Annotated in this window: 11 protein-coding genes; 7 read left to right on the plus strand and 4 right to left on the minus strand. The window is 33.5% G+C overall.

Going from position 1 to position 14,915, the window contains the following annotated elements; translation table 11 throughout:
* The first annotated feature begins 337 nt into the window (after positions 1 to 337).
* Entirely contained in the window at positions 338 to 2,278 is a 1,941-nt protein-coding gene (locus Anndu_RS12845) for a transglycosylase domain-containing protein (protein WP_464101580.1), read from the plus strand.
* 469 nt (positions 2,279 to 2,747) lie between these two features.
* Here Anndu_RS12845 and Anndu_RS12850 read toward each other — a convergent pair whose 3' ends face one another.
* From Anndu_RS12850 to Anndu_RS12860, 3 genes are all read right to left on the minus strand, one after another.
* Entirely contained in the window at positions 2,748 to 2,951 is a 204-nt protein-coding gene (locus Anndu_RS12850; protein WP_464101581.1) for a hypothetical protein, read from the minus strand.
* A gap of 164 nt (positions 2,952 to 3,115) precedes the next feature.
* Positions 3,116 to 4,594, minus strand: a complete 1,479-nt coding sequence (gene pap, locus Anndu_RS12855; protein ID WP_464101582.1) for a polyphosphate:AMP phosphotransferase — start codon at positions 4,592 to 4,594, stop codon at positions 3,116 to 3,118.
* Positions 4,595 to 4,765: 171 nt separating this feature from the next.
* Positions 4,766 to 5,131, minus strand: coding sequence for a response regulator (locus Anndu_RS12860; protein ID WP_464101583.1), 366 nt, complete (start codon positions 5,129 to 5,131; stop codon positions 4,766 to 4,768).
* 207 nt (positions 5,132 to 5,338) lie between these two features.
* Between Anndu_RS12860 and Anndu_RS12865 the strand changes: the two genes are divergently transcribed.
* The 6 genes from Anndu_RS12865 to Anndu_RS12890 all read left to right on the plus strand — a co-directional run bounded on the left by Anndu_RS12865 (position 5,339) and on the right by Anndu_RS12890 (position 14,125).
* The gene (locus Anndu_RS12865) at positions 5,339 to 7,744 is read left to right on the plus strand and encodes an ATP-binding protein (RefSeq protein ID WP_464101584.1); all 2,406 of its coding nucleotides are present in this window, start codon (positions 5,339 to 5,341) and stop codon (positions 7,742 to 7,744) included.
* A gap of 41 nt (positions 7,745 to 7,785) precedes the next feature.
* Positions 7,786 to 9,285 carry a CheR family methyltransferase gene (locus tag Anndu_RS12870; RefSeq protein WP_464101585.1) on the plus strand — a complete coding sequence of 500 codons (1,500 nt, stop codon included), beginning with the start codon at positions 7,786 to 7,788 and terminating at the stop codon, positions 9,283 to 9,285.
* 6 nt (positions 9,286 to 9,291) lie between these two features.
* Positions 9,292 to 10,368, plus strand: coding sequence for a chemotaxis protein CheW (locus Anndu_RS12875; protein WP_464101586.1), 1,077 nt, complete (start codon positions 9,292 to 9,294; stop codon positions 10,366 to 10,368).
* A 53-nt stretch (positions 10,369 to 10,421) separates the two neighbouring features.
* Positions 10,422 to 11,453 carry a polysaccharide pyruvyl transferase CsaB gene (csaB, locus tag Anndu_RS12880; protein ID WP_464101587.1) on the plus strand — a complete coding sequence of 344 codons (1,032 nt, stop codon included), beginning with the start codon at positions 10,422 to 10,424 and terminating at the stop codon, positions 11,451 to 11,453.
* A 125-nt stretch (positions 11,454 to 11,578) separates the two neighbouring features.
* On the plus strand, positions 11,579 to 12,406 hold the full coding sequence (dapB, locus tag Anndu_RS12885) for a 4-hydroxy-tetrahydrodipicolinate reductase (RefSeq protein ID WP_464101588.1): 828 nt from the start codon (positions 11,579 to 11,581) through the stop codon (positions 12,404 to 12,406).
* A gap of 420 nt (positions 12,407 to 12,826) precedes the next feature.
* A complete protein-coding gene (locus Anndu_RS12890) occupies positions 12,827 to 14,125 on the plus strand; it encodes an agenet domain-containing protein (protein ID WP_464101589.1) in 1,299 nt (432 codons plus the stop codon).
* Positions 14,126 to 14,196: 71 nt separating this feature from the next.
* Here Anndu_RS12890 and pyrR read toward each other — a convergent pair whose 3' ends face one another.
* Entirely contained in the window at positions 14,197 to 14,754 is a 558-nt protein-coding gene (gene pyrR / locus Anndu_RS12895) for a bifunctional pyr operon transcriptional regulator/uracil phosphoribosyltransferase PyrR (RefSeq protein ID WP_464101590.1), read from the minus strand.
* Between the last annotated feature and the right edge of the window lie 161 nt (positions 14,755 to 14,915).

The following is a 14,915-nucleotide window of genomic DNA, read 5'->3' on the forward strand; positions in this document are numbered from 1 at the left end:
AGATTAGCTTAAATTTTATTTAAGTAAATGGAAAATTTAACAATTGTAGTGTAAGCGATCGCTATCCTAAATTAAAGACCAGCAGACCTAATATTTTAAAGACTATGTTAACATAAATTCAAAGTTATGTTATTAATTTTGCTAAAAAAAAGCTAAAATAGTAAAAAACTACATTACAATAAAATTGATCAATTCCGTAAAATTTAAGTTAGCCAAATTTAACCAGAAAACAGCCAATTTAACTATTAACTGGTCACTGGTCAAACACCTATATTAATCAAAATTTATTAAATTTATAAATTAAACCTTATATTTTAAGAGAGGAAAGTGAATAGCTGTGTCGTCTAGTAGCACCATTCGGCGAGATTCCCGCAAAGAAAAAAACCAACCCCAACTACAATCCCTCAAGCAATTTATAGCAGGAATAGCTAAAGTTGCTGGTGGCACGGTTTTGGGCTTTACCATGCTAGGTAGTTCGATCGTAGCAGGAGGACTGGTAGGATTAGCAGTGAGTTTTCGTAATCTTCCTGACGTGAGAGTTTTACGCAATTTTGTTCCCAGTGAGACTTCATTCGTTTATGACATTAAAGGTAAACTTTTAGCTAGTCTTCATGGTGAAGAAAATCGTAAAAATGTTACTTTAGACCAAATTTCTCCCCATCTCAAAATGGCGGTGATCGCCATTGAAGATAGTCATTTTTATTATCATCAAGGGGTTAATCCCTATAGTGTGGGTAGGGCGATCGTCATTAACTATAAAAGTGGAGGAGTCAAAGAAGGTGCATCTACTTTAACGATGCAGTTAGTCAAAAACCTGTTTCTTTCTCAGGAAAAATCTTATAATCGTAAATTGGCAGAGGCCGTTTTATCCGTAAGAGTTGAGCAAATTTTTACCAAGGATGAAATTTTAGAAATGTACCTCAATAATATCTATTGGGGTCATAATAATTATGGTGTTCAAACGGCGGCGGAAACCTATTTTGATAAAGATGCTAAAGATTTAGATTTAGCTGAGGCCTCCGTCATGGCCGGTTTAATTCAAGCACCTGAAGAATATAGTCCTTTTATCAATTACGATGAAACCAAACAACGGCAAAAAGTAGTTTTGGATCGCTTAGTTTCTTTAGGTTGGATCACCCCAGAAGAAGGGAAAAAAGCCTATCAACAAAAACTATTGGTAGCTAAACCTACGGCGTGGCAAGGTAGCTCCCTTCCGGTGATCACTGAGGCTGTGGTATCTGAGTTAAAAGAAAGATTTGGTGAAGATACGGTTGTGCGTGGGGGGATGCAAATTCAAACTACGGTTGATTATAATGAACAAAAATATGCGCAGGATTTTCTGCGCCGAAGTCATCAGAAGGTTAAAGCAAGGGGTTATTATCCCGATCAAATGGCTTTAGCGGCCGTAGATCCTCGCACCCATTTTGTCAAGGCTTTGGTAGGCTCGGTTGATTATCAGAAAAGTCAATTTAATCGCGCGGCTCAAGCCCGTCGTCAGCCCGGTTCTTCTTTTAAACCTTTTGTTTATTATACGGCTTTTGCTAGTGGGAAATATACCCCCTATAGTGTGATTAATGATAGTCCGGTTAGTTATCGTGATGGTAGCGGTTATTATAGCCCAAAAAACTATGGTGGTAGTTTTTCTGGCCCTGTGTCTTTGCGTGGTGCTTTAATTAAATCTCTTAATGTTCCGGCTATTAAGTTGGGTAAAAGTGTGGGTTTAGATAAAGTCATTGCTAACTGTCGCACTTTAGGGATTAAAAGTCCTTTACAACCTGTTGTTTCTTTGCCTTTAGGTGCGATCGGTGTTACCCCCTTGGAAATGGCCGGGGCTTATGCCACTTTTGCTAGTAATGGCTGGTATTCTGATCCCACTGTGATGGTAAGGGTGACCGATAGTGAGGGCAATGTGTTATTAGATAATACTGCCCCTCCTAAATTAGTTTTAGATCCTTGGGCTACAGCTTCTTTAACTTCAGTTTTACAGGGTGTAATTAATGAAGGTACGGCTAAAGCGGCGAATATTGGCCGTCCTGCGGCCGGTAAAACGGGTACTACCGACTCGGAAAAAGATGTGTGGTTTGTGGGGTATGTGCCACAATTATCCGTAGCGGTGTGGATCGGCAATGATAATTTTAATCGTAGGATTGGTAGTGGAGCTACGGGAGGGGGGCTGGCCGCCCCGATCTGGCGTGATTATATGAATCACTATTTAAAAAATGAACCTGTCCAACAGTTTCCAGCGCCCTCCCAATTTCCACGTCCTAAAACACAATAGACATCTCCAATAACTTATAAAGCTTATGAAGAAATTACCGCAAACTCAACTCAAATTTTAGCTAATAATAAAAAACCCCATTTTTTCAGAGGTAAAATTAAAAGTTATTCTTCTCAAATAATTGGCTTATTCTTATTAATTAAACTTGACAAGCTTTTGCAATGATTATTTTTTGAGAATTACTAATTACTCTTGCTCATAATTTTAACAATTTAAAATACAATTTTTAGCTTCTGAAAATAAAAAAATCTATAATCTTTTTCCATTAAATCAAAAAAATAAACTTCCGAAATTTTAACAAAATCGGAAGTTTATCTAATCAATCTTGATCTAGTTACAGATTTAACAAAGAAAAGTAAAAATAACTCCTAAATTTTAATCTGATCGCCTAGATCTCGATCAAATGACAATGAACAAATGACGAATGACAAATTCTCTTTCTATATTTAGCACAAAATCAAAAAAATTACTAGATATGTTGCCATTTTTTCTTTAAAAGATGAACAAATGTTACATAGCCCGGAGAAAAACCAAGGGGATCGGGCTTAAGATGTTCAGGAAAATCAGTATAAGGCCGCCAAGGCTCTAAAGGATGATTCCTCAGATGTAAAATCCCAAGATTAACATTATTGGGTTTCCATGTCATTTGACCAACTCCAGTAGTATTTAACACAATTAAAGTCCTCCTAACAACAATTAAAGATTTACAAGATAATTAAAATAATGAGGTTTCTCCAATCATGATCCTTTTTTTGCCAATTTCTGTAAGCATTTATACCTAGAAAATCATAATTGATAATAATTACTGATTACTTGACTCAGGGATACAAGTTAAGGTTAAAGGGCGGCCTTAATGGCATTAATCACCGTTTCAATCACAAAAACCCTTGCATAATATTTATCATTGGCGGGTACAATTGACCAAGGGGCTGATGGGGTGCTAGTTCGGGCGATCATTTGATTAACCGCCACATAATATAACGGCCATCGGTCACGGTTGCGCCAATCTTCATCGGTTAATTTATAATCTTTAAATTGGTTATTTTTGCGACTCTCAAACCTTGCCAGTTGTTCTTCTGGGCTAATATGTAACCAAAATTTAACTAAAACGTAACCTTTGCGAGTTAATTGAGATTCAAATTCATTAATTTCTTGATAGGAACGTCTCCACTCTATTTCAGAAGCAAAGCCTTCAATTCTTTCCACTAAAACTCTACCATACCAACTGCGATCAAAAATACCGATCGTGCCTTGACCGGGTAAATGACGAGAAAAACGCCAAAGATAATGATATTGATGTTCTTCATGGGTGGGGGCGGCAAAAGCATTTACTTTATAACTACGGGGGTCTAAAATATCGGTTAAACGCTTGATCGCGCCACCTTTTCCGGCCGCATCCCACCCTTCAAATAAAAGTAAAACGGGTAAGTTATTTTGATGTATTTTTAACTGTAATTTTCTTAATTCTAATTGGGCGTTGCGTAGTCTTTCTTTATAGTCGTCTGGTTCTAATTTTAAACTAAGATCAACTTTGGCCAAAAAATCCGGTTCGCTGGGTAATAATTCTTGTTGGGGAGGCAGATCGGGGGTAGGCAGTTTAATTTTACGTTTATCTAAAGCCTCCACAATGGTGGCCACTAATTGGGATAATACCTTAACTCTAGCCCAACGCTGACAATTACCTTCCACTAAAATCCAAGGAGCTGCGCCCGTGCTAGTATAAATCAACATATCTTCAGCCAAAGCACAATATTCATCATAACGCTTTTCCTGTTGCCAGTCTTCGGGACGTACTCGCCATGCTTCTAACTCATCGGCCGCCGATTTTTTCAGACGTTTTTTTAATTCTTTACGGGATAAATGGATCCAAAATTTAGCGATCGCCATGCCATCTTCCACTAAATGACGCTCAAAAGCATTAATTTCTCGCATAAATAAGGGAACATCCGCCGGAGATACCTTTTCAAAAAGTCGATCTTCTAAAACATGGGTATACCAACTATGATAAAAGAAACCGAGACTACCTCTGGGGGGGAGTTTATGCCAAAAACGCCATAAAAAAGGGAATTTTTCTTCCCGTGGGGATGGCTCTAAAATGGGTAAAACGGCAAAGCCACGAGGATCCATGTAGTTAGTCATTTTTTTGACTAAAGCCCCTTTTCCGGCGGCCGCCCAGCCTTCTAAAACGACAGTTACGGGTAAATGATGTTGCCAACAGGCATTTTGTAGCGATCGCAACTGACTCATTAAATCTTCAATTTGGTTCTGATAGGTTTCTTTATCTAAAGATAAATCCAGATCTAGAGTATCTAACATAATTTCAAATTACTAATTATATAATTATTGATTGATTAATATTGTAGAGACAATCATCTGATCTAATTGGAAACTTAACGAAAAATCAAGAAACTGATCAATTGACAATTGTTAAACTAAAGGTTATTGGTCACTTTTTCCCGTTGCCTGTTCCCTGTTGATCACGGGATTTTATAGTACAAATTTACTAATTACTTCAATTAAATTTGCTTCCTCAAAAGGTTTGGTTAAATATTCCGTAGCCCCGGCCAGTCGCCCTTGAACTTTATCAAAAGCGCCATCTCTAGCCGTTAACATGATGATGGGTAAACTATGAAATTGGGGAAGGTTGCGCACGGTGCGACATAATTCTAAGCCATCAACTCCCGGCATTGAAACATCTAATAATAAAGCGGTAATCTTTTGATGATAAATAATGGACAAAGCATCAACGGCATTGTCGGCAACTAACACATGATATTTATTTTCTAAAGCTCGTTTGATTTCAACTTGCATAATTTTGCTATCATCAACGGCTAAAATTGTAGGCTTGTCCATTAGGTTAAAGATTATAGATTAGTCAAGATTCAAGATGATCAAGATCAGGAATTGATTGTTTTTTATCCATTTTATCATATTATCAAAAAAAATCAGGCCATAAGACTTTTACAAAAGGAGATAATTAGAGATAAGATAAGGGTAGGATTTTATTCTTAAATCATTACGATCGCAAATTTCAAGGCAAATTGTGAGGAAAAAACAAGAATGGTGATTCAACTGACAGAATTTAATTTTTTAGATCACACCACCCAAATCTGTTTTGCCTTGGATCAACAGTGGCGTGTTATTTATTTTAATCAGAAGGCTCAGGAGCTTTTTTTGCCATCTCAAGAGCCATTATTAGGACAGTTGATCTCGAAAGTTTGTACTTTATGGCAGGAGGAAGATGGAGTTTTACAACAAGAGTCACGGCGGGTGATCAAGGAGGGGGAGCAAAGTTGTTTTGAAGTTTTTGATCCTCAAAAACAAAAGTGGTGGGGGGTGGAAATTTCTCCTTGGGGTGAGGGTGTTTTTATTTTTTTTCGTGATCTTGAACAATCTCAATATTTTGAAAAATTAATGAAACTTTTTCCTAAAATAACAACTATTTTGGCTCAGGAAAATCAACTGGAAATTAGTTTACAAAAATGTATTGAGATATTAGTTTCACAATTGGATATTTTATTAAGTGGAATTTGGATTTATAGTCATCAATTAAAACAATTAGAATTACAAGGGATGTCTATTAGTTGTGATTTTAAGGAAAATTATCCTGAGTTATTACCTACTAAGGTTAATTTAGAATCTAATGGGGAAAATGGACAAAATATTTTTAATCTTCGTTATTTATCTTTAGAACATTCTTTGGTAGGTTTATTGGCTCAAACTGGTCAATTTTTATCTAATCTTAAGTTAAATTCTAATTTTTTAAAATGGAGTTTATTATCTCAATTTGAGGTAAATTTTGCTGAAGGTTTGCAGTCTTTAATGATGGAAAGGGATGATAATTTATTATCAGTTGATGGGGAGCAATCTTTGATTTATTTTCAGGGTTATCCTTTAATTATAGATCAAGAATTGATTGGAATTTTTGCTTTATGGTTTCCTATTCCTGTTAGTATAGAATTAGATCATTCTTTAAAAGCGATCGCTCAAATGATAGCTTTGGCTATCGATCGAGCTAAAATTAAAACTGCTTTATTATCAAGAAGGGAAGCTTTATTATTTAAGTTAGCTAATGAAATTCGTAATTCTTTAGATTTAGATACTATTTTAAAAAATGCCGTGAGTGAAATTCGCAGTTTATTAGATGTAGATTATTGTTATTATTTATGGTGTTGGAGTCAGGGGGGATTAAATAGTGTGATGATCTCCCATGAATCAAGACTTGAAAAACCAGAAATTAAACCAATTAGTCAATGTTCCCCTGAACAATTAGAAATTATCGGTGAAAAAATTGAACAATTACATAATATTAGAATTGATAATATTGACCATGATTTATTACCTTTTGAGCGGGGGGAAAAACAAGAAAAATTTATTCAATTAATGTCTGATTTAAAGTTAAAAGCAATTTTATTAATTCCTTTAAAAACTCGTTCTGAAAATTTGGGGGCGATCGCTTGTAGTTCTCAGTCAGCTAGACAATGGAATGCTTTAGAAATAGAATTATTACAGGGAGTAGTGGATCAATTAGCTTTAGCAATTGATCAGGCTGAAGCCTTTGCTCAAGCCAGTGCCACCGCTTTGGCCGCCCAAACTCAAGCCCAACAATTACAGTTAGCTTTACATGAATTAAAACAGGCACAAACCCAATTAATTCAAACAGAAAAAATGTCTTCTTTAGGGCAAATGGTAGCAGGAATTGCCCATGAAATTAATAATCCAGTTAACTTTATTACGGGGAATTTAAACTATACAAATGAATATATTTTTGATTTATTACAATTGGTAGAAATTTATCGTTCAAAAATACCGGAAAATGATACAGAAATTCAACAATTAGAAGAAGAAATAGATTTAGAATTTATCATGGAAGATTTACCAAAAACGGTTGTTTCTATGCAGGTTGGAGCGAATAGAATTAGGGAAATTGTTTTATCTTTACGCAATTTTTCCCGTTTAGATGAAGCTGATATGAAATTTGCGGATATTCATGAAGGCATTGACAGCACTTTATTAATTTTACAAAATCGTTTAAAAGCTAAAGCCGATCAACCTGCGATCGAAATTATTAAAAATTATCAAGAAATTCCTAAAATTGAATGTTATCCAGGGCAATTAAATCAAGTCTTTATGAATATTATTAGCAATAGTATTGATGCTATGCAAAATCATCCCAAACCTTGTATGATCATTTCTAGTAGTATTGAAATTAAAAATAATTCTGAAAAATATGTCATTATAAAAATTAAAGATAATGGAGAAGGAATTGAACCAGAAAATTTAAAACACATTTTTGACCCATTTTTTACAACTAAACCCGTTGGTAAAGGAACAGGTTTAGGCTTATCTATTAGTTATCAAATTATTGTCGATCGCCATAAAGGTAATATTGAATGTTTTTCTCAAATGGGACAGGGAACAGAATTTGTTATTTCTATTCCTTTCCTGACCCAAAGTGAAGAATAATTACTAATAAATAAAAACATTTTGAAGGAGAATTTAAAAGAGTGTTTAACCCCCCCCCTATCCCCGAACAAATTAAACAAATATTAATCAATTTAATTGAAAAACAGACAGGCTTAAAAATTAGAATGTCTGAAGAAGAAAGTTTTGTCAAAAAAATTCAAGATCGTCTTAAAATTCTCCATCTCAATTCAGCCGAAGAATATTATTATTTATTAAATAAATTGGACTTTATCAGTCAAAATGAATGGAAAGAATTAGCCACAATTATTACTAATACTGAAAGTTATTTTTTTCGGGATCAAGGTCAATTTTTACTCCTCAAAAATCACCTATTACCTGATTTAATTAAACGCAAAAAAGCCCAGAAACATCTCAGAATTTGGAGCGCGGGATGTTCCACTGGAGAAGAACCCTATTCTTTAGCTATTTTATTACAAGAATTAATTGAAGATATTGATCAATGGAATCTTAATTTATTAGCCACAGACTTAAATCAAAATGCAATTGAAAAAGCGAAACAAGGGATCTATAGCCCTTGGTCTTTTCGTAGTTTAGATGAAAAAATTATTAAAAAATACTTCCATAAAATTAATCATAATTATCAAATTAATGCTAATATTCGTCACATGACCCAATTTGAAATTTTAAATTTAAAAACCGATTATTTTCCTCAAACACACGGTTTAATTAACAATTTTGATTTAATTATTTGTCGCAATGTTTTTATTTATTTTAGTAAAGAAACCATTGGATTAATTTTAGAAAAATTTATTAAAACTTTAAATAATTTAGGCTATTTATTAACAGGTCATGCTGAATTATATGGACAAAATTTAAGCGATTTGGAAACAAAAATTTTTCAAGAATCAATTGTTTATCAAAAGCCAGAAACTATTTTTAAAACTGACAATTACCCTTTACCTAATTATCCATTAAACCCCGTTAATCTTGAAGTTAATTCTCCTACAATAGAACCTAAAATCCCAAAAACAAATCCAACCTTTAATTCCCAAACAAGCGATCCTAATTTATCTAAATTATCAGAATCAAATTTATTAAATTTAGCACAAGAACAGTTTAATCATAAACAATATACCCTATCCCTGAAAATGGTAGATCAAGCCCTCAAAATTAACTCAAAATCATTAAAAGGTTATTATTTAAAAGCCAAAATATTAGCAAATATGGCACAATATCATGAAGCCAAAAAATATTGTCAAAAAATAATTAATCTTGACCCATTTTATCTTAAAGTTTATTATTTATTAGCAGAAATAGCCGAGGAAACTCAAGATATTGAATCGGCTAAAACCTATTTTAAAAAGATTATTTATTTAGATAATAGTGCCATTACTGCCTATTTAGGAATGGCCTATCTTTATCGTCAAGAATCTAACTTAGAAAAAAGTAAAAAAATGTATCAAACTGCCCTATCAATTCTCAAAAAAATGAAGCCTAGTCTCCCCATAGAAGGGCATCATTTAACATCTACCGAACTTTGTTTACAAATTGAAAAAGAATTATCATTATTGGGAGCTTAAAACATTATGAAAAATCATCCTTATTTAACATTTACTTTAAATCAATCTCTCTATGGAATTGATACTTTTGTAGTAGAAGAAATCTTTTTCTTACCTGAATTAACTACCATTCCAGAATCACCTTTAGATATAGTAGGAGTCGTAAATTTAAGAGGTCAAATTTTGCCAATTATGGATCTTAATTTGCGTTTTGGTTTTCATTCACAAGATTATCAATTAACAGATAGTGTGATAGTTTTAAAAGTTGGTAATTTTACCATTGGGATTATTGTTAATCAAGTTCATGAAGTTAGAAATTTAACAAGTGAAAATATTACTTCTGATCTTAATTATGGGCGAGATTATGTCAAAGCAAATTATCAAGGCAAAAAGAATATTTTTCTTCAAGGAGTAGCTAAATATGACGATGATATTATCTTTTTATTAGAAGTAGATAAATTAATTACTTATGTACAAAGTGCAATTTCTACTGATAATTTAACCGAAAAAAATGAGGTATTAATTGATAATTTTAATTTAGATAAATTATCAGAAAAAAGAGTTTTTTGTCCCCATGCAACGGCCGAAGAAAAAGCAATTTTCCATCAACGAGCCGAAAATTTAAGACTATCAGTAGAAAGTGAAGATTTAACAGGCTTAAAACCCTTAGCGGTAATCATGTTAAACGATGAATTTTTTGGAATTGATCTTAATATTGTACAGGAATTTACTGATATAAAAAAAGTAACTCCAATCCCTTGTTGTCCACCTCATATTATTGGAAATATGAATTTAAGAGGAGAAATTTTAACTTTAATTGATATTCGGGAGTTATTAAATTTAAACTTAGGAGGAATCAGTGACAATCCAAAGGCAATTGTGGTAAATGTTGAAGGAATTGTAGCAGGATTAATGGTTAAACAAGTTTGTGATGTGATGTTTTTAAATCCCGCCGAAATTACATCCGTACCTACGGCCATTCATTCAATTAATGATGAATATTTATTGGGTGCGGCTAATTATAATCATGGTAAAATGATGAGTATTTTAAATTTACCAAAAATCTTTTTAAAAGGAGGTTTAACGGTAGATGAATCTATCTAAATTTCAGTCATCAGTAACCAATAACAAATAATCAACAACGAAAAAAATTAATTATGAAAAAAGCAATTTTATGCGGTTATTATGGATTAGGAAATGCCGGAGATGAGGCTTTATTATTATCCTTATTACAAATGTTACCCCCTAATATTCAACCCATTGTTTTATCAGGTAATCCAACAGAAACTAGCCAAACTTATCAAGTATTAACTATTAATAGAAAAGATGCTTTTGCGATTAATGAAGCCATCAAAAAAGCCGATTATTTTATTTGGGGTGGTGGGAGTTTAATGCAGGATGTAACGAGTTTTACTAGCCCTATTTATTACGCCGGATTGATGGCCTATGCTCAAAAAAATGGCTTAAAAACTATTGCTTGGAGTCAAGGAATAGGTCCTTTAAAAACCTCTTTTGCCCGTTGGTTAACGAAAACAGTATTATTAGGCTGTGAAAAAATTAGTGTCAGGGATAATTCTTCAGCACAAATGCTTAAAAATTGGGGTTTTTCTCCCCTTGTAGCCCCCGATCCGGTTTGGGCTTTAACAGAAACAAATATTGATGATTTAACTAATATTAAAAAGCCAATTATTGCTGTTAATTTACGCCCCCATCCTTTATTAACAAATAATAAATTAAATTTACTTATTTCCGCTTTAAAATTATTACAAAAAACTACGGATAGTTTTATTTTATTATTACCTTTTCAAAAGTCTCAAGATGGAGCGATCGCTCAGATAATTGCATCTCAATTAGAACATAATTACCAAATATTAAATATAACCGATCCAAGACAGTTAAAAGGCATATTTAAACAAGTAGATTTTACCATTGGAATGCGCTATCATAGTCTAATTATGGCTTTAGCTCATCAATGTGCTTGTTTTCCCTTAAGTTATGATCCAAAAGTTAGTCAATTAATGAAAGAATTGGATTTATTTGGTTGGGAATTAGCGCAAATACCCGATGATGCTAACATTATTTATGAAACATGGTTAAACTATTATGAAAAACCCCAAATTTTAAGCGATTTAAAATTACAATCAATCATTGATCAAGCTTTATTACATCAACAATTATTAACTACTTAAAAAGGGAGCATCCAACTTTTTGACTAAGCTGAATATTATTGATATTACTTATATGCTACGTTTTCAAGTGCGGAATGCAGGATATATAATTTTGAATGATAATTTAAACAATATTACTAAAAAAAATGAGCAATGAAAATAAAATACCTGTAGTCGTCAACGGCGCAGGTGGCAAAATGGGGCGTGAAGTGATCAAAGCCGTTGCAGGGGCTTCTGACATGATTTTAGTGGGCGCGGTGGACAAAAATCCAGCTTTATTAGGGCAAGATGCGGGAGAAGTGGCCGGTTGTGGGGCGGTGGAAGTGCCGATCGTCAATGATCTCCAAAGTACCCTTGTTTTGGCTACTCAAGAGAAAATCCAAGGGGTAATGGTTGATTTTACCCATCCTAGTAGCGTCTACGAAAATGTGCGTGCGGCCATCGCCTACGGTGTGCGGCCAGTGGTAGGCACAACAGGCTTAAGCAATGATCAAATTAATGATCTGGGGGAATTTGCCCAAAAAGCTAGTACGGGAGTATTAATTATTCCTAATTTTTCCATTGGCATGGTGTTATTACAACAGGCGGCGATCCAAGCCTCAAAATATTTTGACAATGTGGAGATTATTGAATTACATCATAATCAAAAAGCAGACGCACCAAGCGGTACAGCCATTAAAACCGCTCAAATGTTAGCTAATCTGGGTAAAACTTATAATCAGCCTTTAGTGGAGGAAAAAGAGCATTTAACGGGGGCGAGGGGCTGTCTAGGGGATGATAATATCAGGATCCATAGTATTAGATTACCTGGGTTAATTGCTCATCAAGAGGTGATTTTTGGCTCTATGGGGGAAATTTATACTTTGCGCCATGATACCAGCGATCGCACCTGTTATATGCCCGGAGTTTTATTATGTATTAGAAAAATTACCGAGTTACAAAATTTGGTTTATGGTTTAGAAAAAATTATTTAACCACCCTCCCTAAACCCCTCTCTTGAGTAGGCAGAGGGGTGATTAAACTTCTTAAAAAAGTCAGGATAAAAAGAAAATTAAAATTAAAATTGAAGTTAAATTTAAGTTTAACAAATTAGACATATTATAAAAGTAATAAAAAAAACGTTAATTTTTTGGGTAAAAACTAATTTATGCGTTGACAATTAATAATTGACCATTAGTTAATTAAGTTTAAAACCTCAACAATTAATAGGAAAATATGTAATTATTTATAATTAACAAAATGTTACATTTTCTTGAAAAATGAAAAATTGATTTATAATAATTAAATTGATCATCTACCCTTAGTTGTATTTAAAAAATAAAAAACTTTTTGAATCTACCAACAATCAATTCTAAACCTAACAAATTATTAACAAATCTCAACATTAATTAATTATGACTCAATCAATTATTCAACTTGTTGACCAACTTCCTAGCGATAACATTACAGTTAAAGTTCTCAAAGCATTAGATTTTGTTGCTCCCGGACAATGGACAAATACGATTGGTTTTGATCAAACAATTCGAGTAGTTACAGGAGAACATGATCCTGCTAAAATTCAACGGATTAAAGAAAAAGCGTTGGCACTTTATGAAGATGATAAAAACGGTTATAAAAGTGCTGTTTCTCTCTATCGAATAGTAGATAAAGCTGATACTGCTATGGCGACTGCGGCCTTAGCGAATAAAGTAGGAGAAAAAATAGCATTTCTTTCTTTTTTGAATAACATTACCCCTAAAGCTGACACGACTCAAACTATTGATTTATTATTAAAAGTAGTGATTGAAATTATTGCTTTTTGTAAAATTAATGGAATGCCCGAACCTAATCCCCAAGCTTTTGTTGAGTCTTTAACTAATAATTATACCGATGCTTCTTTGTTAAGAATGGGTGCTTTAGTTTGTTTAGATGGCCTATTACCTTTAGGCCCTGATTTTTTGACTAAAATTCATTCAATTATTGATGGAGGAGATGATTCTTTAGTTAAAGATAACGCCATTTTTAACTCAATTAGTAATAGTTTACCCGGTGATAATAACAGTAGTAAATTTGGTTTTATTACCCAAAGTTTTAACGCAGTTCAAACTTGGATGAATGGGTTAATTAGCAAAACTGGAGTAACACCTAATGCGATTTTTCAAAAAATAGGTAGTTTTATTCAAGTAGTAGATGATAATTTAGATTTTGTGGCCGCTTTTATTGATCAAACTACTAATTATTATGAACATACGGGCATTCAAACTGTGGCCAGAAGTTTAATTTTAAAAGCTTATGAAGCCGTCAAAAATGAACCTCAGCCCACTGCTGACGCTTCCTCTCCCTCTGCTCAAGGCGGTAGTGGTGCATTTAAAGTAGGAGATCAGGCAGAAGCCTTAAGTGAAGACTATTGGTATGCTGTCACCATTCGAGAAATCCAAGGAGATTTGTATTTAGTACGTTATCTTTATGATAATGATCCGAGTGAAGATGAGTGGATTAAGAGTAAAAATATCAGGGTAGCCAGAAGTAAATATGAGGTAGGGGATGAAGTGGAAGTTTTATATAGTGATGGGGAATGGTATGAAGCAGAAATTTTAGAAATTGACGGTGATACCTATTTAGTTGAATATACTGACGAAGAATTTTATGATGATGAAGATGATGATGAAGAAACTGAATGGGTAGCTTGGCAACGTATTTGTATTGAAGATTAATTAATATTAGTAAAAAGCCTCCTCTCTCCCTGTGGGAGAGGGGTAGGGGGTAAAGGTAAACAATTTTTCCGTCAAAAAGTAGTTTCAGTAAATTGACGGGGGATTAATTCAACACAATCTTTTGCGTCAATTTCTTGAATATAAAATTTCACATTTTCTTCCTGTGCGGTGGGCAATTTTTTGCCAGTAAAATCAGGCCGAATTGGTAACTCCCGATGACCACGATCAACTAATACTAAAAGACGAATAACTTGAGGTCGTCCATGATCGCTGACTGCATTTAAGGCCGCTCGGATCGTTCTTCCTTTATAGATAACATCATCCACTAAAATAACCACTTTACCAGTTAAATCTAAAGGAATATTAGTCTGATGAGGAGTGCGTGTTGCAATCTGATCTAAATCATCTCGATAAAAAGTAATATCTAATGCTCCCACAGGTACTTTTATGCCTTCTAAAAGTTCAATTTGACTGGCAATTAATTTAGCCAAAGGAAAACCCCTAGTATGAATACCAATTAAAACTAATTTAGATAAATCTTGTACTTTTTCAATCACTTGAGAAGCCAAACGATTAATCATTCTACGGATTTCTTCGGCTGACAAAATTTCAATAACTTGATTTGACATTTCTTGACTTTATGTTAATAAAAATTGATTAAAATAATAATTCTATTATGCCACTAAAGATTAAGCCTCTGTTAAATTGACATTAATTAAATTAATCCAAGGAAATTGACGTTTATGAACAGAATATTGTTTTAAAAATGTTTGCGCATCCATAATATTAA

The sequence above is a fragment of the Annamia dubia NIES-4383 genome (genome assembly GCF_055394725.1).

Bases quoted from the DNA above. Each gene is read 5' to 3' on its own strand.
- pap (WP_464101582.1), bottom strand. From the start codon at position 4,594: ATGTTAGATACTCTAGATCTGGATTTATCTTTAGATAAAGAAACCTAT.
- Anndu_RS12860 (WP_464101583.1), bottom strand. From the start codon at position 5,131: ATGGACAAGCCTACAATTTTAGCCGTTGATGATAGCAAAATTATGCAA.
- Anndu_RS12865 (WP_464101584.1), top strand. From the start codon at position 5,339: ATGGTGATTCAACTGACAGAATTTAATTTTTTAGATCACACCACCCAA.
- Anndu_RS12875 (WP_464101586.1), top strand. From the start codon at position 9,292: ATGAAAAATCATCCTTATTTAACATTTACTTTAAATCAATCTCTCTAT.
- csaB (WP_464101587.1), top strand. From the start codon at position 10,422: ATGAAAAAAGCAATTTTATGCGGTTATTATGGATTAGGAAATGCCGGA.
- dapB (WP_464101588.1), top strand. From the start codon at position 11,579: ATGAGCAATGAAAATAAAATACCTGTAGTCGTCAACGGCGCAGGTGGC.
- Anndu_RS12890 (WP_464101589.1), top strand. From the start codon at position 12,827: ATGACTCAATCAATTATTCAACTTGTTGACCAACTTCCTAGCGATAAC.
- pyrR (WP_464101590.1), bottom strand. From the start codon at position 14,754: ATGTCAAATCAAGTTATTGAAATTTTGTCAGCCGAAGAAATCCGTAGA.